Origin of the sequence: Mesorhizobium erdmanii (assembly GCF_013170725.1) — a bacterium.
Taxonomy (GTDB): domain Bacteria; phylum Pseudomonadota; class Alphaproteobacteria; order Rhizobiales; family Rhizobiaceae; genus Mesorhizobium; species Mesorhizobium erdmanii.
On sequence record NZ_CP033361.1, the window covers coordinates 4,845,410 to 4,868,046 of the forward strand.

General features: G+C 60.9%; 22 protein-coding genes and 1 tRNA gene. 7 read left to right on the forward strand and 16 right to left on the reverse strand.

Going from position 1 to position 22,637, the window contains the following annotated elements; translation table 11 throughout:
• Window positions 1-53: 53 nt before the first annotated feature.
• The 10 genes from EB233_RS23690 to rpoZ all read right to left on the reverse strand — a co-directional run bounded on the left by EB233_RS23690 (window position 54) and on the right by rpoZ (window position 8,491).
• The gene (locus tag EB233_RS23690) at window positions 54-944 is read right to left on the reverse strand and encodes an aminoglycoside phosphotransferase family protein (RefSeq protein ID WP_064991781.1); all 891 of its coding nucleotides are present in this window, start codon (window positions 942-944) and stop codon (window positions 54-56) included.
• Entirely contained in the window at window positions 944-1,876 is a 933-nt protein-coding gene (gene era, locus EB233_RS23695; protein WP_155765443.1) for a GTPase Era, read from the reverse strand. The genes EB233_RS23690 and era overlap by 1 nt, the downstream gene beginning before the upstream one ends.
• Window positions 1,861-2,574: a ribonuclease III gene (gene rnc / locus EB233_RS23700; RefSeq protein WP_027053359.1), complete on the reverse strand. Its 714-nt coding sequence runs from the start codon at window positions 2,572-2,574 to the stop codon at window positions 1,861-1,863. The genes era and rnc overlap by 16 nt, the downstream gene beginning before the upstream one ends.
• A gap of 2 nt (window positions 2,575-2,576) precedes the next feature.
• Window positions 2,577-3,326 carry a signal peptidase I gene (lepB, locus tag EB233_RS23705; protein WP_027053360.1) on the reverse strand — a complete coding sequence of 250 codons (750 nt, stop codon included), beginning with the start codon at window positions 3,324-3,326 and terminating at the stop codon, window positions 2,577-2,579.
• A gap of 77 nt (window positions 3,327-3,403) precedes the next feature.
• Complete coding sequence (gene acpS, locus EB233_RS23710; protein ID WP_027053361.1) at window positions 3,404-3,817, reverse strand: holo-ACP synthase; 414 nt, start codon at window positions 3,815-3,817, stop codon at window positions 3,404-3,406.
• Window positions 3,814-4,413 (reverse strand): DUF2062 domain-containing protein, encoded by a 600-nt coding sequence (locus EB233_RS23715; RefSeq protein WP_027053362.1) that lies wholly within the window; start codon window positions 4,411-4,413, stop codon window positions 3,814-3,816. The genes acpS and EB233_RS23715 overlap by 4 nt, the downstream gene beginning before the upstream one ends.
• Before the next feature lie 263 nt (window positions 4,414-4,676).
• On the reverse strand, window positions 4,677-5,078 hold the full coding sequence (locus EB233_RS23720) for a VOC family protein (RefSeq protein WP_081294304.1): 402 nt from the start codon (window positions 5,076-5,078) through the stop codon (window positions 4,677-4,679).
• Window positions 5,079-5,123: 45 nt separating this feature from the next.
• Window positions 5,124-5,702, reverse strand: a complete 579-nt coding sequence (gene pyrE / locus EB233_RS23725) for an orotate phosphoribosyltransferase (RefSeq protein ID WP_064991782.1) — start codon at window positions 5,700-5,702, stop codon at window positions 5,124-5,126.
• Between the two features lie 30 nt (window positions 5,703-5,732).
• A complete protein-coding gene (locus tag EB233_RS23730; RefSeq protein WP_027053365.1) occupies window positions 5,733-7,961 on the reverse strand; it encodes a RelA/SpoT family protein in 2,229 nt (742 codons plus the stop codon).
• 128 nt (window positions 7,962-8,089) lie between these two features.
• The gene (gene rpoZ / locus EB233_RS23735) at window positions 8,090-8,491 is read right to left on the reverse strand and encodes a DNA-directed RNA polymerase subunit omega (protein ID WP_013896382.1); all 402 of its coding nucleotides are present in this window, start codon (window positions 8,489-8,491) and stop codon (window positions 8,090-8,092) included.
• 322 nt (window positions 8,492-8,813) lie between these two features.
• Here rpoZ and EB233_RS23740 point away from each other — a divergent pair, with 322 nt between their 5' ends.
• Both EB233_RS23740 and EB233_RS23745 read left to right on the forward strand, forming a co-directional pair.
• Complete coding sequence (locus tag EB233_RS23740) at window positions 8,814-9,395, forward strand: LabA-like NYN domain-containing protein (RefSeq protein ID WP_010915096.1); 582 nt, start codon at window positions 8,814-8,816, stop codon at window positions 9,393-9,395.
• Between the two features lie 11 nt (window positions 9,396-9,406).
• Entirely contained in the window at window positions 9,407-10,063 is a 657-nt protein-coding gene (locus EB233_RS23745; RefSeq protein ID WP_064991783.1) for a uracil-DNA glycosylase, read from the forward strand.
• A 9-nt stretch (window positions 10,064-10,072) separates the two neighbouring features.
• Here EB233_RS23745 and EB233_RS23750 read toward each other — a convergent pair whose 3' ends face one another.
• From EB233_RS23750 to dapA, 3 genes are all read right to left on the reverse strand, one after another.
• A complete protein-coding gene (locus EB233_RS23750; RefSeq protein WP_064991784.1) occupies window positions 10,073-10,783 on the reverse strand; it encodes a glycoside hydrolase family 25 protein in 711 nt (236 codons plus the stop codon).
• A 228-nt stretch (window positions 10,784-11,011) separates the two neighbouring features.
• Entirely contained in the window at window positions 11,012-11,491 is a 480-nt protein-coding gene (gene smpB / locus EB233_RS23755) for an SsrA-binding protein SmpB (protein ID WP_027053368.1), read from the reverse strand.
• A 25-nt stretch (window positions 11,492-11,516) separates the two neighbouring features.
• Window positions 11,517-12,398: a 4-hydroxy-tetrahydrodipicolinate synthase gene (gene dapA / locus EB233_RS23760; RefSeq protein WP_064991902.1), complete on the reverse strand. Its 882-nt coding sequence runs from the start codon at window positions 12,396-12,398 to the stop codon at window positions 11,517-11,519.
• A 303-nt stretch (window positions 12,399-12,701) separates the two neighbouring features.
• Here dapA and EB233_RS23765 point away from each other — a divergent pair, with 303 nt between their 5' ends.
• Both EB233_RS23765 and EB233_RS23770 read left to right on the forward strand, forming a co-directional pair.
• The gene (locus tag EB233_RS23765; RefSeq protein WP_064991785.1) at window positions 12,702-14,726 is read left to right on the forward strand and encodes a lytic transglycosylase domain-containing protein; all 2,025 of its coding nucleotides are present in this window, start codon (window positions 12,702-12,704) and stop codon (window positions 14,724-14,726) included.
• A 211-nt stretch (window positions 14,727-14,937) separates the two neighbouring features.
• Window positions 14,938-15,858: an alpha/beta fold hydrolase gene (locus EB233_RS23770; RefSeq protein ID WP_064991786.1), complete on the forward strand. Its 921-nt coding sequence runs from the start codon at window positions 14,938-14,940 to the stop codon at window positions 15,856-15,858.
• 29 nt (window positions 15,859-15,887) lie between these two features.
• Here the strand turns inward: EB233_RS23770 and EB233_RS23775 are convergent, their stop codons facing one another.
• Window positions 15,888-16,922: a tyrosine-type recombinase/integrase gene (locus EB233_RS23775; protein WP_425487740.1), complete on the reverse strand. Its 1,035-nt coding sequence runs from the start codon at window positions 16,920-16,922 to the stop codon at window positions 15,888-15,890.
• A gap of 288 nt (window positions 16,923-17,210) precedes the next feature.
• Window positions 17,211-18,359, reverse strand: coding sequence for a porin (locus EB233_RS23780; protein ID WP_064991788.1), 1,149 nt, complete (start codon window positions 18,357-18,359; stop codon window positions 17,211-17,213).
• Window positions 18,360-18,811: 452 nt separating this feature from the next.
• On the opposite strand from EB233_RS23780, the gene EB233_RS23785 reads away from it, so the two are divergent.
• The 3 genes from EB233_RS23785 to EB233_RS23795 all read left to right on the forward strand — a co-directional run bounded on the left by EB233_RS23785 (window position 18,812) and on the right by EB233_RS23795 (window position 20,518).
• Window positions 18,812-18,902, forward strand: a tRNA-Ser gene (locus EB233_RS23785).
• Window positions 18,903-18,993: 91 nt separating this feature from the next.
• Window positions 18,994-19,245: a GIY-YIG nuclease family protein gene (locus EB233_RS23790; RefSeq protein ID WP_064991789.1), complete on the forward strand. Its 252-nt coding sequence runs from the start codon at window positions 18,994-18,996 to the stop codon at window positions 19,243-19,245.
• Window positions 19,246-19,342: 97 nt separating this feature from the next.
• Window positions 19,343-20,518, forward strand: coding sequence for a porin (locus EB233_RS23795; protein ID WP_064991790.1), 1,176 nt, complete (start codon window positions 19,343-19,345; stop codon window positions 20,516-20,518).
• Window positions 20,519-20,915: 397 nt separating this feature from the next.
• On the opposite strand, the gene EB233_RS23800 is transcribed toward EB233_RS23795, so the two are convergent.
• Window positions 20,916-22,595: a tetratricopeptide repeat-containing sulfotransferase family protein gene (locus EB233_RS23800; RefSeq protein ID WP_064991791.1), complete on the reverse strand. Its 1,680-nt coding sequence runs from the start codon at window positions 22,593-22,595 to the stop codon at window positions 20,916-20,918.
• Between the last annotated feature and the right edge of the window lie 42 nt (window positions 22,596-22,637).

Consider the following 22,637-nt stretch of genomic DNA (forward strand, 5'->3'; position numbering starts at 1 on the left):
GCCCACGCGATGAGCGTTGGCGAACGAGAGACAACGAGGGTCGCGGAATCACGTCACGCTGAGTCCCCGTGATCAGCCAGTATTTCGTCGATCACGCGCCGAGACTTTTCGACCTCTGCCTGATTGTGCGTATGTCCAGCGACGGTGATCAGCGCCTTCCACAGCGCCCAGCCGCGTCCGCGCGCCCAAGTCGTATCGTCGACGGCAACAGCCGAGCGGAAAACCTCCCTGCTCTCGCCCTCGAACAACGTCCAGGCGATCGCCAGGTCACATGAGGGATCGCCGACACCGGAGGTGCCGAAGTCGATTACGGCGCTCAGACGACCCTTTTTGACAAGGAGGTTGCCCCAGCTGACATCGCCATGGAACCAGACAGGCGACCCCTGCCGGGTGGCGGCAAGCGCGGCTTCCCAGACGGCACTCGCCGCGTCGGCATCGATGCGTCGGCCGAGTGCGGCGATCGCTTGCCTTGCCTCGCCGTCATAGACCGTCAGCGGTCCGCCTCGAAAGAAATTGTGCTGCCCGGGCGACGGGCCGCCAGTGGGGTCGATGCGTTTCAACGCAATCAGGAACGTGGCCAGGTCCGCCGCGAATTGCGACAGGTCGGCAATGCGCTCCCACTTCGCGGTCTCACCTTCGATCCAGCCATAGACGGACCAATGCCAGGGATAACCGTCAGCTGGAACTCCCATCGCCAGCGGCACGGGGATGGGCAGTGGCAGAAGCGGCGCCAGCCGGGGCAGCCAGCGATGTTCCTTTTCCACCTGCAGGCAATAGGTTGCGGCGCTCGGCAGCCGGACAGTCATCTCGTCGCCGAGATGAAAGGTCCTGTTGTCCCATCCGCCAAATTCGACCGGCCTGATCGCAAGATGCTTCCAGCGTGGAAATTGCGCGGCGACCAAGCGGCTGACCAAAGCCGCATCGATGTTCAGCTTGCCGTCCATCAATGGGGGAATTCGAGACCCATCTCGCGATACCGCTCGGGATCGTCGCCCCAGTTTTCACGCACCTTGACGAACAGGAACAGATGCACCTTCTGTTCGAGGATGCCCGAAATCTCCATGCGCGCGGTCTGGCCGATGGCGCGGATCGTTTCGCCCTTGTGGCCGAGCACGATCTTCTTCTGGCTGTCGCGCTCGACATAGATGGTCTGGTCGATGCGCACCGAGCCGTCCGGCTTCTCCTCCCATTTCTCGGTCTCGATATGCGAGGAATAGGGCAATTCCTGATGCAGCCTGAGATAGAGTTTTTCGCGGGTGATCTCGGCCGCAAGCTGGCGCATCGGCAAGTCGGAAATCTGGTCTTCGGGATAGTACCACGGGCCGACCGGCAGCGCCTGCGCCAGGTAATCGAGCAGGTCCTTGCAGCCGGAGCCGGTCAGCGCGGAGACCATGAAGGTGCGCTTGAATGGCACTTTCTCGTTGGCGGCCGCTGACAGGGCCAGAAGCGTCTCGTGCTTGACCCGGTCGACCTTGTTGAGGATCAGCGCCATCGGCTGGCGCACGTCCTTCAACCGTTCGAGAATGGCATCGGCATCACCCCTGATGCCGCGCTCGGCATCGATCAGCAGCAGGACGATATCAGCATCCTTGGCACCGCCCCAGGCGGTGGTCACCATCGCGGTGTCGAGGCGCCGCTTGGGCTTGAAGATGCCTGGCGTGTCGACAAAGACAATCTGCGCATTGTCATGCGTGGCGATACCGCGCACGATGGCACGGGTCGTCTGCACCTTGTGGGTGACGATCGACACCTTGGCGCCGACCAACTGGTTGACCAGCGTCGACTTGCCGGCATTGGGCGCGCCGATCAGCGCGACAAAACCGGAGTGCGTGGCAGGGGCTTCAGTAATTTCAATATCCGTCATGCCGCGTTCCATACACCTTCGCGCAGCAGAAGGGCAGCCGCCGCTGCCTGTTCCGCTTCACGCTTGGAACGGCCACTGCCCGTCGCCGGCTGAAATGCACCAACCTTGACGCTGACCGTGAATAGCGGATCGTGGTCGGGCCCCTCTCGGCTGTCGATCTGGTAGGCCGGAACGGCACTCGCCGCCTGATGCGCCCATTCCTGCAATTCGGTCTTGGCGTCACGGCGCGCCGCGCCCGACGCTTGCGAACGTGGCTGCCAGTATCTGTGGATGAACGCGCGGGCCGCTGCCAAGCCGCCGTCCAGATAGAGCACGGCGATCAGCGATTCCAATGCATCGGCACGCAGATTGACGCGTTTGCGGCCTTCGAGCCCGCGCACATCGGACCCGGCCCGGATCAGGTCGGGCAGCCCGATATGTTCGGCGATCTCGGAAAGCGCCTCGGCATTGACCAGCGCGTTGAGCCGCAGCGACAGTTCGCCTTCCGCCGCATCGGGAAACGTCGCCAGCAGCATGTCGGCCACGACCAGGCCCAGAACCCGGTCGCCGAGAAACTCAAAACGCTCATAGTCGGTGCCGGCATTGGCGCCACGGGCACTGGCGTGGGTCAACGCGCGCTGCAGGCGTTGGCGATCGGCAAAGGCATGGCCCGTGCGTTCCACAAGCGCTTCGGCGAGCGCGTCGGCGGTCAGCCGTTTCGCCGCAGCCATCCCTAATTGACGAAATGGAACAGGCGCGAAGCACGCATCAGCGACGGCCATTTCCAGATTTCGAGCGGGCTCGCCTTGCCGGCGATCGAGAAGAAGACGAGGTTGGCGCGGCCGACTAGGTTTTCGGCCGGAACGTAGCCGACGGTGAAGCGGCTGTCGGCGGAATTGTCCCTGTTGTCGCCCATCATGAAATAGTGGCCGGGCGGGACGTCGAATTCACGCGTGTTGTCGCCGATCGAATTCGGATTGAGGTCGAGCGTGTCGTAGCTGACGCCGTTGGGCAGGGTTTCCCTGTAGACGTCGATAGGCTGAGGCATTTCGGTGATGTCGGGGTTGTCGATCTGGCCGGTCTTCACGCGCGGCACGCCGACGCCATTGATGAACAGCTGGCCATTCTTCATCTGAATCTTGTCGCCAGGCAGGCCGACCACGCGCTTGATGTAGTCAACGGACGGATCCGGCGGGAATTTGAACACCACCACGTCGCCACGCTTGGGCTCGGAGCCCCAGATGCGCCCCGAGAACAGGTCGGGGCCGAACGGCAACGAATAGCGCGAATAGCCGTAAGACCATTTGGTGACGAACAGATAGTCGCCTTCCAGAAGCGTCGGCCGCATCGACCCCGACGGGATCGAGAAGGGCTGGAACAAGAGCGTGCGGATGACGAGCGCAAGCAAAAGCGCCTGGACGATGACGCTGACGGTTTCGCCAAGCCCGCCGGATTTCTTCTGGGATTTTTCAGCCACGCTCATGTCGTCCTCGATTGTGCGTTGGATGTATAGAGTCTCGGCGCGCGCTGGGCAACGTCAATGCCGGTCGTCAAATGCAATCAATGTGGCGCTTCTTCGACGGGCAACGCCTCGATGATCACAAAGGCTTGAGCGAGCGGGAAATCATCCGTGATGGTGAGGTGGATGGCCGCTCTATGCCCGCGAGGCAGGATTTTTTGCAGCCGCGTCAGCGCGCCGCCGGTCAGTGCCATGGTCGGCGCGCCGCTGGGCAGGTTGACGACGCCCATGTCGCGCCAAAACACACCTTGCGCCAGGCCCGTGCCCAGTGCCTTGGCGCAGGCCTCCTTGGCTGCAAAGCGCTTGGCGTATGAGGCGGCGCGGGCGCGTCGGTTTTCAGAACGCGCCTGTTCGACCTCGGTGTAGATTCTCTGGACGAAGCGGAGGCCGTGACGCTCCAGCGACTTCTCGATGCGCCTGATGTCGATCAGGTCACTACCAATGCCGATGATCATTGCGCGGCGGAACCAATGCTTCCACCGGGATGGGCGGACTGCGCACGACGGTTCGCGCGCTCTGCCAGCCGCTTGCGTCGTTGCTCGCGGAAAACATTCATGCCCCAGCGCGTGACGCCGTAGAACAGGAGACCGAACACCAGCCCGAGCGGCACCGCGCCGATCAGCATCGGCTCCAGCACGGGATGCCACAGTTTCGCGAAGGAAAGCTTGTGCAGCATCTCGCCCAGATGCTCCGGCGGGCCGTGGGCCGGCAGGCGATCATGCAAGATGAGCTTGCCGGTTTCCCAGGACGCGCCCCACAGAATGGGAAAGGTCAGCGGATTGCCGAAGAAAACAGCCCCGAGTGCCGCCGCCACCAGATTGCCGGCGATCACCCAACACAGCACGGCGGCGATGATGAAATGGAAACCCACGGGAAAGAATGAAGCGAAGACGCCAGCCGCCACACCGGCGGCCACCGCATGCGGCGTGGCCTTCAGCCGCAGAATGCGCTTGGAGAAATACTGCAGCGAGCGCGAAAACGAACGGCGCGGCCACAGATAGGTACGCACCCGCTCGAAAAGGCCATCAGGCTTGCGACGTCGAAAAAGCACTCTTTTCCTATTCCCGACAAACTCACGGCTTGCATGCCGGCCGTCTCCAGCCGGCTTCGACCGCCACATCTTGCGCTTGGCGGTCGCCGAAAGGCAATCGCGACTTTGATATAGCCATCCGCAACCCCGACAACAACCGAAGGCCGCCTGCACAGCGGTCGCACCGCCATAATTTTTGGTAAGGTTCATCTCCAACACCGGACAATCACGGCGAATTTGAGAAGCGGCCTCGGCTTTTTTGTCGCGGCCGAATGCTTGACGATTTACCGCAAGTACTGGCTGACTTCGACAAGATTGCCATCCGGGTCGCGGAAATAGACCGACATCATCGCGCCCCGCGCCCCGATCCGTTCGACCGGCCCAACCTCCACCAACACACCATTGACCTCGAGGCTGGCGAGCAGTTCGCCGATTGGGCGATCGGTGACCAGGCAGAAATCGCCGGATCCAGGCGTCGGCATCTTCGCCTTCGGCTCGAAGGTGTGGCTGATCTCGTGGACATTGATCTTCTGGCAGCCAAAAGCCAGCGCCGTTGGCCGGCCCGGCGTATCGATGCGCTCGAGGCCCAGCACGCGCTGGTAAAAGGCGCAGGTGGCCTCGAGCGACGCCACCGTCAACACGAAATGATCGATGCCGACGATCATTGCCAATTTGCCTTCATGCATGTCGTCCCTCCCAAACCGCTGCACACTTTTGGGCGGCATGCACAGTCAGATGTTGCGACTGCCGGGCTTGATCGCCGGTATGGCGGCAAGCTCCGGCGGAAGCCGATCCGGCGGATAGGCCGGAACTTCATATTCGGCGAGCGCGATCAGCGGTACGCCGACATGGGTCTTGCCGGCCGAACGGTCGATGATGCAGGCCGCGGCCACCACGTCAGCGCCTAGCTCGCGCAGGCAATCGATGGTTTCGCGGATCGACAGGCCGGTGGTGACGATGTCCTCGACAATGACGACGCGGGCGCCCCGGTCGATCTCGAAGCGGCGCAGGCGGAACTCGCCCCCTTCCCGCTCGACCCAGATCGCCGGCACGCCGAGATGACGCGAGGTCTCGTAGGCCGGGATCAAGCCGCCGATCGCCGGGCCGACGACATAGTCTATCTTGCCCGGCACCGCGGCGTGGATCTTCTCGGCCAGCGCCCTGCACAAGCGCTCGGTCTTGTCGGCATGCATGAAGACTCTCGCCTTCTGCAGGAAGACGGGGCTGCGCAAGCCCGAGGTCAGGATGAAATGCCCCTCCAGAACAGCACCAGCCTCACGGAAAATGCTCAGCACTTCATCGGTCTTCATCTGCGCCTATCCCCACATAGATCAGCGATGTCAGCCATTCACACGCCGTGCATCGCTGACGCTGGAATTGTCCTTGAGCTGCGACAGCAGTCGGTTGAGATGCTTCAGGTCCCAGACCTCGAGATCGATCAGCATTTCGGTGAAGTCGGGCGCGGTGCGCACCATCGACAGCGTATGGATGTTGGCGTCGTTGGACGCGACGACCTGGGCGATATCGGCAAGCGAGCCCGGTGCATTGATGGCGGTGACCGAGACGCGCGCGGGAAAACGTTCCTTGGTGCGTTCGTCGATGTCCCAGCGCACGTCGATCCAGCGCTCAGGCTGGTCGTCGAAGGCCTGCAGTGCCGGCGACTGGATCGGATAGATGGTGATGCCGGTGCCCGGCTGGACGATGCCGACGATGCGGTCGCCCGGCACGGCCCCTTCCGGCGCGAAGCGCACCGGCAGGTCGCCGCGCACGCCGCGGATCGGCACGGCGCCGTCGCGGGGCTGGTCCTTGTCCTTGCGCGCAGCGCGGCCCGGGATCTGGAACAGCATGCCGGCGGCGTTGCGGATCTTCGACCAGCCCTCCTCGCGCTGTTTGGGTGCCGCCTGTGTGACACGCTCGTCCTTGTAGTCGGGGAAGACCGCCTTCATGACGTCGGTGGAGGCCAGTTCGCCGCGGCCGACGGATGCCAGCACATCCTCGATGTCCTTGCGCGCCAGCCGGTGTAGCACCGGTTTCAGGCTTTCCTTGGTGAAATTCTTGCCGGCCCGTTCGAAGGCGCGCTCCAGAATACGGGCGCCAAGGCCCGAATACTGCTTGCGGATAGCGTTCTTGGTGGCGCGGCGGATGGCGGCGCGCGCCTTGCCGGTGACGACGACCGATTCCCAGGCGGCCGGCGGCACTTGCGCCTTGGAACGGATGATCTCGACTTCGTCGCCGTTCTTCAGTTCCGTCATCAGCGGCATGATGCGGCCATTGACCTTGGCGCCGACGCAGGTGTCGCCGACATCGGTGTGCACCGCATAGGCGAAATCGATGGGCGTGGCTCCGCGCGGCAACGCGATCAGCATGCCTTTCGGGGTGAAGCAGAACACCTGGTCCTGGAATAGTTCGAGCTTGGTGTTTTCGAGGAAATCCTCGGGATTGTCGCCCTCGGCGAGCTGCTCGATGGTGCGTCGCAGCCAGGCATAGGCGTTGGTCTCCTTGGAGATCGCATGGCCGGCCCCGTTGGTCTTGCCGCCGGTGTCCTTGTAGATCGAGTGTGCCGCGACGCCGTATTCGGCGATCTTGTTCATCTCGCGGGTACGGATCTGCAACTCGACGCGCTGGCGCGAGGGCCCGACGATGGTGGTGTGGATCGAACGGTAATCGTTCTGCTTCGGCGTCGAGATGTAATCCTTGAAGCGGCCGGGCACCATCGACCATGTGGTGTGAATGGCGCCGAGCGCGCGATAGCAGTCCTCGACCGTATCGACGACGACACGGAAGCCGAAAATATCGGACAGCTGCTCGAAGGAAAGCGCCTTGGCCTCCATCTTGCGGAATACCGACCAGGGCTTCTTCTGCCGGCTCTTCACGCCGGCGTTGATGGCATGCTTTTCAAACAGCGCCGACAGCGCCTTTTCAATGTCGGTCAGCACGCCCTTGTTGCGCTCGAAGATCTCGGCAAGCCGCGCCGTAACGGCGCGGTGGGCTTCCGGATTGATAAAGCGGAAGGCGATCTCTTCCAGTTCCTCGCGCATGCCTTGCATGCCCATGCGCCCGGCCAGCGGCGCGTAGATGTCCATCGTCTCCTCGGCAATGCGCAGGCGCTTGGCCTCGGGCATATGGTCGAGGGTGCGCATGTTGTGCAAACGGTCGGCGAGCTTGACCAGCAAGACGCGCACATCTTCCGAGATCGCCAGCAAGAGCTTGCGCAGGTTTTCCGCCTGCTCGGCCTTCTTGGAGACGAGATCGAGCTTCTTCAGCTTGGTCAGGCCCTCGACCAGCTTGCCCATCTCCGGGCCGAACAGGTCGTCGATCTCGGCCCGCGTCGCCGTGGTGTCCTCTATGGTGTCATGCAGCAGGGCGACGGCGATGGTCGCCTCGTCCATGTGCATTTCGGTGAGGATGGCGGCGACTTCGAGCGGATGCGAAAAATAGGGGTCGCCAGAAGCGCGCTTCTGGTGGCCATGCTTCTGCATGGCATAGACATAGGCCTTGTTGAGCAGCGCCTCGTTGACGTCAGGCTTGTAGCGCTGGACGCGCTCGACAAGCTCATACTGACGCATCATGGGCACAATCTCGCGGAGATGAAATGAATCATGCGCCGCACTGCTGTACGGCGCATGTCATAGATAGCCACGAAACTGCAAGGACGGAAGTGCCGGATGCTTGATCCAGGCGCTTCCCGAGAGCCCTCTTAGTAATCGTCGCTCTTTTCCGGCGGCACCAGCCCCTCGATACCGGCCAGCAGGTCTTCCTCGGTCATCCGATCGAACGTGACATTCTCCTCGGCGTCGTCGGTATCGGCGGCCGCAACGGCGCCGCCGGTCTGATCGGCGATCACCTCGCCATCGGCTTCGGGCTCGTCGACCTCGACATGCTTCTGCAGCGAATGGATCAGATCCTCCTTGAGATCGTCGGGCGACAGCGTCTCGTCGGCGATCTCGCGCAAGGCGATGACCGGGTTCTTGTCGTTGTCGCGAGGAACGGTGATCTGCGCGCCCTGGCTGATCTGGCGAGCACGGTGGCCAGCCAAAAGCACCAGCTCGAAGCGGTTGTCGACCTTGTCGATGCAATCTTCAACGGTTACGCGGGCCATGGACTGCCCCTTTCATGCCTGGATTTAGTGGAAAACAGGCGCGGTCCATAACCCGAATGCCGCCGAAATACAAGCATGATGGCATTGGCGAGGCCGCTGGGCGCATAATCCCCTGTCCAGAGACCGGATTTGGCAAAAGCGGGGCGCGCGCTTCGTTCGACGCCGCGATCACAATTGCTTGCATTGCCCCATCACGCCTTGGATTGCCGCCAAACTGGCGTTATCTCGGATGGACAAGGTCAGCCGGTTTATTATGAGCCTGACCGATTGTCGCTATCGCATTTCGTTTAGACGGCCGCATTTTTCGAAAAGGATATTTTCCATGTTCGACCCTCGCGAAAAAATCGCCCTGTTCATCGACGGTGCCAACCTCTACGCAACCTCACGGGCGCTCGGCTTCGACATCGATTATCGCAAGCTCCTGTCCAGCTTCCAGAAGCGCGGGTATCTGTTGCGCGCCTACTATTACACGGCGTTGGTGGAGGATCAGGAATACTCCTCGATCCGTCCGCTGATCGACTGGCTCGACTATAACGGCTTCAAGGTCGTCACCAAGCCGGCCAAGGAATTCACCGACTCGACCGGCCGCCGCAAGATCAAGGGCAATATGGACATCGAACTTACAGTCGATGCGCTGGAACTCGCCGATGTCGTCGACCACTATGTCATCTTTTCCGGCGACGGTGATTTCCGCACACTGGTGGAGGCGCTGCAGCGGCGTGGCCGCAAGGTGTCGATCGTCTCGACCATGGCCTCGCAGCCACCGATGATCTCGGACGATCTGCGGCGCCAAGCCGACCATTTCATCGACCTGACGACACTGAAGAACGAGGTCGGCCGCGATCCTTCTGAAAGGCCCGTGCGGCGGCCCGAGCCGGCTGAAGTCGACGAGGACGACTACTGAGGCCGGTCGCCTTGACCGCCCTCTCCACTTCCGAACCGAACCGCGACTGCCCGCTCTGCCCACGGCTGCATGATTTTATCGCAGAGTGGCGGCAGCGTGAGCCATCCTGGTTCAACGCGCCGGTGCCGACTTTTTTGCCGCCCGAAGGCGAAGCGGCGGTTCAGCTGCTGATCGTCGGATTGGCGCCGGGCCTGCGAGGCGCCAACCGCACCGGACGCCCGTTCACCGGCGACTATGCCGGCGACCTGCTCTATTCGACATTGATTGCCCACGGCTTCGCGCGCGGCGAGTTCAAGGCACGGCCCGATGACGGGTTGGAGCTTGTCGGCACCGCGATCACCAATGCGGTGCGCTGTGTGCCACCGGAGAACAAGCCTGTCGGCGCCGAAATCTCCACCTGCCGGACATTCCTGGTGCCGACGATCGCCAGCTTCCCAAAGCTTCGCGCCGTGCTGGCACTGGGATCGATCGCCCATCAATCCACGGTGCGTGCACTCGGCGGGCGCGTCGCCGCCTATCCGTTCAAGCATGGCGGGCAATTACCAGCTGGTGGCATCACGCTGTTTTCCAGCTACCACTGCTCGCGCTACAACACCAATACCGGGGTCTTGACGGAAGAAATGTTCGTCAATGTCTTCAGCGAGATCGCGGCGTTCCTGAAGGCATAGAGTCAGGCTTCAAGGCACCGGCGCAAACAGCTCGGCCAACCTCTCTTGCCCACCCTGCAGCACGTTCAAATCGACATCGCCCAAAATGCCGTCCACGCGCCCCCTGTTGTGATACTGCCAATAGACCCAGTCGTGGCGGTCTGGTTCGACGAGCAGCGAGCGAAGCCAGAGCGGGCGGGCGGCGATCCGTCCGGCATAGGCGGCCTCGGCCTCGTCGGTCAGATAGACGATCGCCGGTTTGCCGAACGTCGCCTCGACAGGTCCCAGGAAAGCCCCGAGCTCGGCATTCAACTGTTCGGGCGATGGACGCTGTGGACAGTTGCCGCCGAACTCTATGTCGACCACCGGCGGCAGCAAGGGCTGATCGTGCGGCACGCCCGAGATGAAATTTTTCGCCTGGTCGGCGCCGGGCCGGCAGAAGGTGAAGAAATGATAGGCGCCAACGGCAAGGCCAGCCGCACGAGCCTCACGCAGATTGGTGGCAAAGGCGCGATCGACATGATCGCCACCTTCGGTCGCCTTGATGACGGCGAAGGCGACATCATCGCCAGCAACGCGCCGCCAGTCGATCTGGCCCTGATGATGGGAAACGTCGATGCCTCTGACCGGGTACTTGCCACGGTCGGGAGAAAAAGTGTGGAAGTAGACCAAACCGCCAGCCGCGACCAGAGCTGCAAAAACCAGGCTGACCGATCCCCAGAGGATGATCCGGTTCTTCAAGACTGTCCCCTCTGGTACTTTGTTCGAAACGTGAAAGCCAAACAGTTGCTTTTCCAGGGCTATCAGCCGATGCCCGCCCCTTCGCTACGGCTCCCTGCCCTTCGGGCGTTCAGCCCCTTCAAAATGTCCACTGGACCTTTTGATCCGCCCGAAGGCGGACCGGGCCTTCACCGTTCGTCGCTCGAAAAGCCAAATCGTTGGCTTTTCGTCCGCTTCGTGGACCACTCCTCACCCACGTTCCTTCAGCAACCGCCCCTTCTCACGCGACCAGTCGCGCTGCTTTTCGGTTTCGCGTTTGTCGTGCAGCTTCTTGCCGCGCCCCACGGCAAGCAAGAGCTTGGCGCGGCCCTGATCGTTGAAATAGATTTTCAGCGGCACCAGCGTCATGCCTTCGCGGTCGACGCTTTGCGACAGCTTGGCCATCTCGCGCTTGTTGAGCAGGAGTTTGCGGCGCCGGCGCGGTTCATGGTTGAAGCGGTTGGCCTGCAAATATTCCGGCAGATAGGAATTGATCAGCCAGATCTCGCCGCCTTCCACCGAGGCGTAGCTCTCCTGGATATTGGCCTGGCCCTGCCGCAGCGACTTGACCTCGGTGCCGGTCAGCACCAAGCCGGCCTCGATCGTGTCGAGCACCTCATACGAGAACCGCGCCTTGCGGTTCTCCGCAACGGTCTTGTTGTTGGGATCGGCTTTTCTGACTTGATTCATAATGCGGAGAGGTGGCGCCTCATCCCTAGTTTATCAAGCCGGCGTGCTTCATCGCCGCATCGATCTTTTCGGCGGTCGACTGTTCGACCGTCACCAACGGCGACCGCAGCACGTTCTCGACCTTGCCGAGCTTCGACAGCGCGTATTTGGCGCCGGACACGCCCGGCTCCAGGAAGATCGCCTTGTGCAATGGCAGCAGGCGGTCCTGCAATTCCAGCGCTTTGGCGCTGTCACCGGAGAGCGTTGCTTCCTGGAATTCGGCGCAGAGCCGCGGCGCGACGTTCGACGTCACCGAAATGGCGCCGACACCGCCATGCGCGTTGAAGCCGAGCGCCGAGGCATCCTCGCCGGAAAGCTGGATGAAATCCTTCCCGCAGGTCATGCGCTGCTCGGAAACACGCTCGACCTTGCCAGTGGCGTCCTTGACGCCAACGATGTTCTTGAAGTCGTGGGCCAGCCGGCCCATCGTCTCCGGCATCAGGTCGATCACCGAACGCGGCGGGATGTTGTAGATGATTATCGGCAGCTTGGTCGCCCTGGCGACGGCGGCGAAATGCTCATAGAGGCCGCGCTGGGTCGGCTTGTTATAGTAGGGCGTTACGACCAAGGCGGCATCGGCGCCGGCCTTTTCGGCATATTGAACGAGGCCGACGGCCTCAGCGGTGTTGTTGGAGCCGGCGCCGGCAACGACCGGAGCGCGGCCGTTGGCGACCTCGATACAGACCTTGACGACATAGCGGTGCTCGTCATGCGACAGCGTCGGCGACTCGCCGGTCGTGCCCACGGGAACCAGACCCGTCGTGCCCTCGGCAAGCTGCCATTCGACGAAAGCGCGAAAGGCTTTCTCGTCGAAACGCCCGCTCTTTTCGAACGGTGTCACGAGCGCAGTAAGCGAGCCTCTCAGCATGTCGTCCAACTCCTTGGGACTTCTTTGTCCGTGCATGTCGTTGCACCGAAACCGGTAACCACTTTTGGGCGACATGCATCGGTGTTTTGTCGATCAGTTTGTCGTGCGCGCCTTCTAACCGAAAGCGAAGCGGCGCACCATAGTCTCGACATGGTTGCGCGGCAAGCATTGGCATGATGCCAGCAAGCGCAATTCGAACGGCCTCGATAACTCTTTGTTTACGAGCCCTTCACGACCTAAGTTTAGGCTTCGAGGCATCTTCGCCTGCTGGTAGAATGCTCGACTGAGGAAAGACACCAGATCATGCCGACCAGTCGGCCCCACCTCTTCGCGCTGCTTGGCGCCATCGCCGCGCTGATGCCCGGTGTGGCGATCAGCGGCAGCGTCGATGCGCGGGTAACCTCGGCCATCCCGATGCCAAGCCCGCAGGTCCAGCAGGCCCCTCCGCCCAGCGTCGCGATGTTGAAGAGCGGACTGGACGCTCTGGCGGCCGGTAATATTCCCACCGCCCGCAGTGTGCGCGATGCGCTTCCCGCTCAATCCCTCGACCAGCACATACTGGCTTGGGCGATCGCGCTTTACGGCGGCGACAAGGTTCCGAGCGGCGACATCGCCGCCGCCGCCAAGATGCTGCCCAACTGGCCCGGCACCGTCGCCTTGCGCAGGAACAGCGAGCGCGCGCTCTACCGCGAAAATCCCGCCCCCGACATTGTCATTGCGGCATTCGACGGCAGCCAGCCGCAGACGTTCGAAGGCGTCATGGTCCTCGCCCGCGCCTATGTGGCGACGGGCAACGTCAAGGCGGCACGCTCGGTGCTGTCGCCGTTCTGGCGCACCACGATCCTTGAAGCCAAGGACGAGACGGCTCTGATCAAGGAATTCGGCGGCCTGATCCCTGCCGCCGATCACCGTTTTCGCATGGACCGCATGTTCTATGCCGATCGGGTGAACTCCGCGCTGCGCATCGCCGGCCTTGCCGGCGCCGAGCAATTCGCCGAGGCATGGGCCGCCGCCGATAGAGGCGACAAGAATGCGTTGAAACTGCTCAAGGCTGTGCCGGCATCCCAGCGGTCGGCCGGCTACTTCTTTGCGCAGGCCGAATATCTGCGCAAGCAGGAGGATTTTGCCGGTGCCGCCGCCGTCGTGATGAAGGCACCGACGGACCGCGAGGCCCTGGTCGATCCGGACGCCTGGTGGGTCGAGCGCCGGGTGCTGTCGCGCGAACTGGTCGACCAGGGCGACATGAAGACCGCCTACAAGATCGTCGCCACGCACGCCGCGGAAAGTGCTGCCAATGCGGCCGAGGCCGAATTCCATGCCGGCTGGTATGCACTGCGCGGCCTGAACGACCCCACGCTTGCCGCAACGCATTTTTCGCGCATTGCCGACCTTGCCCAAGGGCCGATGACGTTGTCGCGCGCCTATTACTGGCTCGGCCGTGCGGCGGAAGTTGGCGGTCCGGGCAATGCCAAGGACTATTTTGGCCGTGCAGCCGCCTATGGCACGACTTTTTACGGCCAGCTTGCCGCCGAACGCGTCGGGCGGCAGGTGCTCAACATCGTCTATCCTTCGGCAAGTGCCGCCGACCGGCAGAATTTTGCCGGCCGCGAGGCTGTCAGCGCCATCAGGCGGCTGCAGGATGCCGGCTACGACCGCTATGCCGAAACGCTCTATCGCGACCTCGCCGGGCAGTTGACCAGCCCGGGCGAACTGGCGCTGCTCGCTGTCCTTGCCGAAAAGCAGGACAACCATTTCATGGCGCTGAAAATCGGCAAGATCGCCGGGGCACGCGGCATCGATGTCGGCGCGCTGTCGCACCCGCTCGGCGTCATCCCCGATTCGGCCAATATTTCCGGCTCGGGCAAGGCACTGGCCTATGCGATCGCCCGCCAGGAGAGCGAGTTCAACGTTGGCGCCGTATCCAGTGCCGGCGCGCGCGGGCTGCTGCAGTTGATGCCGGGAACCGCCAAGCAACTGGCCAAGAAGGCCGGACTGCAGTTTTCGCAGGCGCGGCTGACCACCGACGCCGGCTATAACGCAACACTCGGTTCAGCCTTCCTCGGCGAGCAGCTCGACCGCTTCAACGGCTCCTACGTGCTGACCTTCGCCGGCTACAATGCCGGCCCCAACCGGGCCAGCCAGTGGGTGGCGAAATACGGCGACCCGCGCGGCAAGGACATCGACGCGGTGGTCGACTGGATCGAGCGGATTCCCTACACGGAAACAAGAAGTTACGTACAGCGCGTGATGGAGAATTACGAAGTCTACAAAATGCGTATTTCCGGCAAATACGACATTGTCGGCGACCTCGTGAACGGGCGCAGCTGAGGCTCTTCCTCTCCCCTTTATCTGGACCGGAGACATCGCGCTTTTGTCCTCGAACGGCATCCCGCCCCCCTCGTTGCGCAACATGCAAAACTGCTCGCGATGTCCTCGCACACCTCCGGCCCAAACAAGGGAAAGAAGGAAGGCGCGTTCATTTGACGATCCTTCTCCTCGCCTGTAGCTGTCGGACCGATCCAGCAAGGGCAGCACTCAGATGGCGAGCGACGACGGTTTCTCCGACTTTTTCTACACTGCGCCTGACGGGCTCAAGCTCCACGCCCGCGTCTATGGCGAAGCGAATTCCGGACACTGGCCTGTCGTCTGCCTGCCTGGCCTGACCCGCAATGCGCGGGATTTTCATGAGCTGGCAGTTTATCTTTCGACGCGATCCTCGATGCCGCGCAAAGTGGTTGCCTTCGACTATCGCGGGCGCGGACAGTCGGCGTACGATCCCGACGTCAGCCATTATAGTGTCGGCGCCGAGGCTGGCGACATCCTTGCCGGGCTGACCGCACTCGGTATCGAGGAGGCGGCTTTCATCGGCACCTCGCGCGGCGGGCTGATCATCCATGTGCTCGGCGCCCTGCGGCCGGCGGCGCTGAGGGCCATTGTCCTCAACGACATCGGCCCGGTGATCGAACCGGCCGGCCTCGCCCACATCCAGTCCTATCTCGAACGCACGCCCAAGCCGAAAACTCTGGTCGAGCTGGTGGCTGCCCAGCGCAGCGTTCACGGCAAGGATTTTCCCGCGCTCACCGACCTCGACTGGACACGAATGGTGGGGGCGCTCTATCGCGAGACGGATCAAGGGCTGTTGCCGGATTTCGATCCCAAACTGGTCGACACGGTGGCCAGTCTCGACCTGTCGCAGCCGTTGCCGGCGCTGTGGCCGCAGTTCGACGCACTGGCGGCCATTCCCTTGCTCACCGTCCGCGGCGCCAATTCGAGACTGCTGTCCGCGGAAACCATGCGGCAAATGCGAGAGCACCATCCGGCGATGGAAGCGATCACGGTCGAGGGCCAGGGCCACGCGCCGTTCCTCGAAACCGGCAACTTGCCCGACGATATCGCGGACTTTCTCGCTCGCGCGGAAAGACAGGGGGGCCCAAGGAAGAAGGCTGGTGATCGGTCTTGATCACCAGCCTTCTTGTTCATTCGACCTATCTACCGGGATTTTGAGCTTCTCCGGGCGGCCTTAGGCGGCGACGTCTCTTCGCCCTGATCGCTCTTCTTTTCCTGCCTGGGCGCCTTTTCCTGCTTGCGTGGCTTCGATGCAGGTGGCGCAAGTGCCGAATCGCTGTCGGCTGCGTTGGAACGAGGCGTCTCGAGCACGGTAACGCAGCCATCGAGATCATTGGTGGCCAGATGCGCATAGCGCATGGTCATCGACAGCGTCTGGTGGCCAAGCCACATCTGCACGCGCCTGATGTCGATGCCGCCCTGGACAAGACGCGAGGCGCAGGTGTGACGCAGGATGTGCGGAACGACCTGGTCGTCAGCAGCGAGGCCGACTTCGGCTTTCGCCTCGTTCCAGATGGCACGGTACTGAGCCTGGCTGAACTTAGTGAACGGGCCTTTGGGGCGGCGTCCTTCGGCCGGAGGCAGCTTGATGACTTCCTTGACCCGTTCGGTCATCGGAATGGTACGGCTGCGGCCGGATTTGGTGATCCAGAAGGAGACGCGGTGTTCCTGGATGTCGTTCCAGATCAGACCGAGCGCCTCGCCAAGGCGGCATCCGGTATCGACCAGGAAGACGGAAAGCCTGTAGGCATCCTCGCTGCGGCTTCTTATGGCAGAAAACAGCCTCGCCTCTTCCTCCCTCTCGAGGAAGCGAATCCGTCCCGCCCGCTCCTTCTGGCGGCGGAACTCGGGCAGGCTGTGGATATCTCCCATCTTGTAAGCCTTGCGCAGCAGTTTGCTGAGGGCAGCCATCTTTCGATTGATGGTTGCGTTGCTGTTGCCGCGCTGGCGCAAGGTGCCGATAAGGTTGTCCAGGGTACTCTGGTCAAAGGCGCTGAAACGCTCCCCAAGGAGAATTTCATCGATCTCGCCGATGAACGAGCTGACATTGTATTTATGCCGCCCATCATCCCACAGTATGTCTCGATAAGCTGAAAAAAGCTCTCCAACCTTGTACGACCTTACTTCTCTTATCTTGTTATACGTATATTTAATTTTCGAATTGTGAGAAGAAAACATCGAAAACTGATCAGAGGAGTGCCCCTCTTGGATCGCTTCGTTGGTCATGGTTCATCACTCCCCCGAGCGGATAGATCAGCCCTACCTGCTTGGAAGCGTCCTTTCAAGAGATTTGATCACGAAGTTGTGATCTCACTCGCCAATGGCGGGCCCCACGAGATCAACCCTACGGACCTGTTCAGCTACCGATTCCCCCTGTTCCTTCGTTTGCGTTGATCCAATCACGAAACAAAAACAGCCCGGGCGTTTGCGCGCCCGGGCTGGATTTCACCTGTAAGGAACCAGCCCTTAGAAGGAGCGCTGGAAGCGGAGGATACCGCCGATGCCGTCGAACTTGGAGTGATAGTCGCTGTTCGAAGCGTTGATGTAGTCGACTTCGCCGGTGATCGTGAAACCGGGAACGATGTCGTAGGCAATGTTGGCCGCGAGTCCGAACTTCTTGCCTTCGTCATACGAAGCCTGGACGTTGAACGAGGTCTTCTCGTTGAACTTGTAGGTACCGCCACCCCAGACAGCCCAGTTGCCATCCCACAACTTGAAGAAGTTGTGGCCTGACGGGTTCGGCTGGAAGCCGCCAACGTTGAAATCCTCGGAGCCATAGCCGCCCATGACGAACAGCGAAAGTTCGTTGGTGGCATTCACGTCCAAGCGGACCTTGCCAGCGAACTCGCCGAAGTTGCTGTCATAAGCTGCAACACCGGTGATCGCGCCCCAACCCTGCGTCCACTTCACGCCACCGACGACATGCGGAACGTAGCTGTCAATCGTGTAGCCGCCAGAGCCTTCTTCCAACGAGACCACGGCCGAGAAGCCATTGCCGGCATCGAAATAGTACTGAACGACGTTGGTGTCGAACGAGCCGTAAGGAACCAGCGTATCCTGGATGACATTACCCGCGTAGCCGATGAACGTATCGAACGCCGATTCATCCTTACCTACGCGGAGACCACCGAGCTGGATCCAGGCGAAGTTTAGCGAAACGCCCTTGTTGTAGGCGAAGTTATCCGGACCGGTGCCGACCGTAGTACCGTCAACCGAATAGCCATGGCCGAAACCGCCCTGATTGCCGAAATTGAAACGGGTCTCGGTGTAGGTCTTCAAGGTGCCGAGTTCAGTTTCCTGACCGGTCCAGGTCTTCAGCGTGAAGCGAGCGTTCTTTTGGAACGTGTGGTTGATGCTGCCATCCTGCTTGTCGACGGTCGTCGAACCATCAAACGATTCATTGTCACCCACGCCGATGTCATAACGGACATAGCCGCCGATGCGCAGGCAGGTCTCGGTGCCGGGGATGTAGAAGTAGCCAGCGCCGTAGACGTCGCAGATCTTGACGTATTCAGCGGGTTCCGGCTCGGCGACGACGACGGCGTCGGCGGCGCGCGCACCGGAAACTGCGATCAGCGCCGCAGCGGAGCCGAGAAGAAGGCTCTTGATGTTCATTTTCTGACCTCCAGTCAAAAGTTAAAAAACGGGTCTGGGTATTCTTTGCTGAAGGACAGCGTTCCCTGCCCCATCCCCACTACCGAAAAAGATGCGCACCGCGCCGCTTCCTCGAAACCGACATTACTCATGAGCCGGCGGCGTTCAACAACGATCGTACCGGCGAAAGGGCTGTTCGGCTGCTATCCCCCGGCGTTGTTGCACAAATGACACGATTTGGCCTCACTCAGAAAGCTCTCGTTAACCATTCGGTCGCCGCGATCGCTTGTTTCCGGCCGAATCCGGCAACCAGCGGACGGAATCAAGGCGAGGCTGCGAGTCATTGGCCAGGGATTTGCCGCAGAACCGCCCCACCCCGGGAAAGGCGCGGTTTGGCGCGCCTGTTATTTTTCCATATTAATGACGCGGGCTTGTTGATTGTGCCGGCGCTTTTCTTTATCCAGCGGCGCAACGGAGAGGTGGCCGAGTGGTCGAAGGCGCTCCCCTGCTAAGGGAGTAGAGGTCAAAAGCTTCTCGTGGGTTCGAATCCCATCCTCTCCGCCACCCTACGCCCTGCGGGCTTCGGGTGGCAGGCCACCCGAAGCGCTAAGGGCGTGGGGTGTCGCCCGAAGCTACGAAGTGGCGTAGGGGGACTATGTGGTACGTTTATTTCCTGCAGCTCCACAATGGTGACGTCTATGTCGGGTCGACAAACGATCTTCGACGCCGATTCGAATCGCGTCAATCAGGCTATGTGACTTCGACCAAGGCTCATCTGCCTGTCGCCTTGAAGACGTATATCGCGGTCGAAACCGAGGCCAACGCACGGCAGCTTGAGCGGTATTTCAAGGCCGGATCGGGCAAAGCTTTTGCGAACAAGCGATTTTGGCGAACTGAGCCCCACTGACTGGCCTCTACGCTATCTATTTGAGATAAAACGTAAAAATGCCATTCTATCTGCTTTTTTCTAACCTCCACGTTCGATTCTGACTGGAGGTCAGAAAATGAACATCAAGAGCCTTCTTCTCGGCTCCGCTGCGGCCCTGATCGCAGTTTCCGGTGCGCGCGCCGCCGACGCCGTCGTCGTCGCCGAGCCGGAACCCGCTGAATACGTCAAGATCTGCGACGTCTACGGCGCTGGCTACTTCTATATCCCCGGCACCGAAACCTGCCTGCGCATCGGCGGCTATGTCCGTTATGACATCGGCGTGGGTGATATCGGCTCGTTCGATGGCGCGCGTACCTTTGACGTGCAGAGCGGCAAGGACCAGGCCACCTTTGAAAAGAACGCCCGCTTCACGCTGAAGACCTGGACCGGCCAGGAAACCGAGCTCGGTACGTTGAAGACCTATACCGAGACACGCTTCAACTTCGGCAACAACAACGGCTATGGCGCCACCACCTTTGGCGATAGGACCGTCAACTCCGCGCACAACAAGGCCGTTTCGCTGAACTTCGCCTGGATCCAGCTCGGTGGTCTCCGCGTCGGTAAGGACGAATCGGCCTTCGATACGTTCATCGGCTACGCAGGCAACGTCATCCAGGATACGATCGTTCCCTACGGCAACTTCGACACGAACGTGGTCCAGTACTACTTCGACGCCGGCAACGGCTTCTCGGCCGTGGTCTCGCTCGAAGAGGGCTCGGGCGCGGTTGGTACGATCGACAGCTATGTTCCGCATGTCGTCGGCGGCGTGAAGTACACGCAGGGTTGGGGCGCTATCACCGGTGTCGTTGCTTATGACAGCAACTACGAATCAGTGGCCGGCAAGGTGCGCGCTGACTTCAACGTTTCCAGCGCACTGTCGCTGTTCGTCATGGGCGGTTACGGCTCTGACGGCAAGCTCAATAACGACTCCACGAACTTTGTCGACGCTCACGGTCGCGGTTTCTACAAGATCTGGGGCGGCAACTGGGCGTTCTGGGCCGGCGGCACGTATAAGTTCAACGAAAAGACCTCGTTCAACCTTCAGGTTTCGGGTGATCAGCTCAAGAACTACGGCGTGGCAGCTAACATCGCCTATGACGTCGTTCCCGGCTTCACCGTTACGGCGGAAGTTGATTACGACCACTATGGCAAGTTCGGTGATGTCACCACCGACCCGTCCAATGTCGACTGGACCGGTGCCGCGAAGAAGAACAGCGTCGGCGGTATCCTCCGCTTCCAGCGCTCGTTCTAACAGACTTCGCTTCGGCGAAAATCGGAACCCGGCGGGCAACCGCCGGGTTTTTCGTTTCCGTTGGCAGGATCCCTAGGCGCCGTCGCACAATGCTGCATTTGGGCGTCCGCCCAACGTAGTCATCCTCGGCCTAGCAAAGCGGAGCGAAGGCCCAAGGATTCCATGCGGCCGTTACCCCAGCCGAAGAGCAGAAGTCCGCGCCCAGCCGCACAAGCCCGAGGAGGACGAACTGACAGGCGCGTCGGCCGATCTTCATGCGGTAGGATTTTGCCACGCAAGTATCTTTACCAAACTTGTCGGCGCAATAGGAAGCCTCAGAGGACGGAGCGAAGGCGAATGACCGCCGATGTTAAATACATGCCCCTAGGAAAGCCTGTTGTAGGCTAAAATGTGCCGGTCAAAGCTCAGCAAGATCGCCCAACGAATCAATTAGCGGCTGGATCTCACTTCCGTAATTCTTCCATCGCCTCACGGATGACTTGTATATCGGTTGACGAACCTGCCACCTGCTGTAGGTATTTACCGAGCTATCCCTCTCAAAGAAACGCAGACAGGCATCGTCCCAGGGCAGTCCGAGATAATCCATGAGCCGGCGAGACTGCTCCTCCTGATTTTCGATCAGCGTCTCATAGCGATTTTCGAAAATACGTCCGGGGAAAACCCTCTGCCAATGGCGCATCAAGCGATCATATTCCCTGTAGTAAAGTCCCAGCGTCTGAAGATCGGCACTGTAGCTGTGAGCTTTACTGAATTGCAGGACGAAGCAGGAGATGCAATTGTCAATGGCATCGCGGCGGCAATGAATGATACGCGCATTAGGGAAGAGAAGGAAGATGAGGCCGATCAGCTCGAAGTTGTGAGGCATCTTGTCGACTATACGAGCAGCATCTGGAGCCCGCTCACGCAGATAGGCAAGATGCTCCTCGGCTAAAGCCCTGGCCAGATCGTCAGTAATTGTCGCTACCAATTCGCCGATGTTCACGCTGAAGCGGTTGCCGAGGCCAATACCCATCGCTATTCGTCTAAGCTTGCTAAGTTCGCCCGCGCCATGGACATCGGGATGGCTGGCACAAATCTGCTCCGTCAGCGTCGTGCCCGAGCGAGGCATGCCGACAACGAATACCGGCACCTCCGAGGAATTGCCATAAGCGGCCATTGACGCCATCAGTTCCGGCGTGAACGTTTCGATCATGGCATCGACCCAACGACGGTAGTTTTCCAAGTCGAATTTATGACCGGCAGCTTGATTTGCCTTCTTGAAGTGCTCCATCGCCTCCTTGTAGCGACCCATGTCATTGAGCACTTTCCCGGCCGCGTGATGAAGCGCTGCCGCACTCTCCGACCCGTGATCCGGGTCTCGAAGCTCTGCCAGGATTGCTGCGAGTTCCGGCGGCTCTTCCCTGTATTTCCGCGTATGTACAAGTGCGTTATACGCAGCCGGTAAAGAGATGCGCCGTTCTATCGCATTTTTCAGATGAACCGCCGCTTCGTCCATACGTCCGAGGCCTGAAAGTGCGTGGGACAGCCCCATCCGGGCCAAAGAATGATCTGGCGCGAGTTTCAGCGCCTTCTCGAACAGCGGTAGCGCCATTTCCGCCTTGTCGAACGCGTTGTACGCATCACCCAAGGAGCACAGCCCTTCTACCAGATCCGGCTTGATGGCCAAGGCGTACTCAATGTGCCGGATCGCAGGCGAAAACTCGCTCACCTTGAGATAGGCTTCCCCCAAGCTAAGGTGGTAAAAGGGGTTACGAGGCTCTGCTCCCACCGCTCGAGCAAAATACCGCAAAGCCTTTTCGTCATCGAACCCGAGCCCCATCGTCCCCAGCATATACAGCGCTAGCGGATGTTCGGGCGTCCGCGCCAGAACCGTGAGGCAAAGTTCCTCGGCTTCGGGCAGTTGTTCGGCCTGCTGCAGTTCCAGGGCCTGCCTCAAAAGCATGTCGTCAGCATGCGTGCGGGACATGGCGATCGTTGGCGGTTGGGCTTTCGGAAGCGCGGCTGTCAGCGATACAGCCTTCTTCGCGGATTGGGTCTTGAGGTGCTTTGCCCAAGCGGGCGGCAGTCGGTTGCTCATCCTGTCTCGCTAGCAAAAGGGTGCGGGAGAATCCAGCAAATC

What these genes read in the sequence shown, in the direction of transcription:
- EB233_RS23690 (WP_064991781.1), bottom strand. Translation starts at nt 944, where the DNA reads ATGGACGGCAAGCTGAACATCGATGCGGCTTTGGTCAGCCGCTTGGTC.
- era (WP_155765443.1), bottom strand. Translation starts at nt 1,876, where the DNA reads ATGGAACGCGGCATGACGGATATTGAAATTACTGAAGCCCCTGCCACG.
- rnc (WP_027053359.1), bottom strand. Translation starts at nt 2,574, where the DNA reads ATGGCTGCGGCGAAACGGCTGACCGCCGACGCGCTCGCCGAAGCGCTT.
- lepB (WP_027053360.1), bottom strand. Translation starts at nt 3,326, where the DNA reads ATGAGCGTGGCTGAAAAATCCCAGAAGAAATCCGGCGGGCTTGGCGAA.
- acpS (WP_027053361.1), bottom strand. Translation starts at nt 3,817, where the DNA reads ATGATCATCGGCATTGGTAGTGACCTGATCGACATCAGGCGCATCGAG.
- EB233_RS23720 (WP_081294304.1), bottom strand. Translation starts at nt 5,078, where the DNA reads ATGCATGAAGGCAAATTGGCAATGATCGTCGGCATCGATCATTTCGTG.
- pyrE (WP_064991782.1), bottom strand. Translation starts at nt 5,702, where the DNA reads ATGAAGACCGATGAAGTGCTGAGCATTTTCCGTGAGGCTGGTGCTGTT.
- EB233_RS23730 (WP_027053365.1), bottom strand. Translation starts at nt 7,961, where the DNA reads ATGATGCGTCAGTATGAGCTTGTCGAGCGCGTCCAGCGCTACAAGCCT.
- rpoZ (WP_013896382.1), bottom strand. Translation starts at nt 8,491, where the DNA reads ATGGCCCGCGTAACCGTTGAAGATTGCATCGACAAGGTCGACAACCGC.
- EB233_RS23740 (WP_010915096.1), top strand. Translation starts at nt 8,814, where the DNA reads ATGTTCGACCCTCGCGAAAAAATCGCCCTGTTCATCGACGGTGCCAAC.
- smpB (WP_027053368.1), bottom strand. Translation starts at nt 11,491, where the DNA reads ATGAATCAAGTCAGAAAAGCCGATCCCAACAACAAGACCGTTGCGGAG.
- dapA (WP_064991902.1), bottom strand. Translation starts at nt 12,398, where the DNA reads ATGCTGAGAGGCTCGCTTACTGCGCTCGTGACACCGTTCGAAAAGAGC.
- EB233_RS23765 (WP_064991785.1), top strand. Translation starts at nt 12,702, where the DNA reads ATGCCGACCAGTCGGCCCCACCTCTTCGCGCTGCTTGGCGCCATCGCC.
- EB233_RS23770 (WP_064991786.1), top strand. Translation starts at nt 14,938, where the DNA reads ATGGCGAGCGACGACGGTTTCTCCGACTTTTTCTACACTGCGCCTGAC.
- EB233_RS23775 (WP_425487740.1), bottom strand. Translation starts at nt 16,922, where the DNA reads ATGTTTTCTTCTCACAATTCGAAAATTAAATATACGTATAACAAGATA.
- EB233_RS23780 (WP_064991788.1), bottom strand. Translation starts at nt 18,359, where the DNA reads ATGAACATCAAGAGCCTTCTTCTCGGCTCCGCTGCGGCGCTGATCGCA.
- EB233_RS23790 (WP_064991789.1), top strand. Translation starts at nt 18,994, where the DNA reads ATGTGGTACGTTTATTTCCTGCAGCTCCACAATGGTGACGTCTATGTC.
- EB233_RS23795 (WP_064991790.1), top strand. Translation starts at nt 19,343, where the DNA reads ATGAACATCAAGAGCCTTCTTCTCGGCTCCGCTGCGGCCCTGATCGCA.
- EB233_RS23800 (WP_064991791.1), bottom strand. Translation starts at nt 22,595, where the DNA reads ATGAGCAACCGACTGCCGCCCGCTTGGGCAAAGCACCTCAAGACCCAA.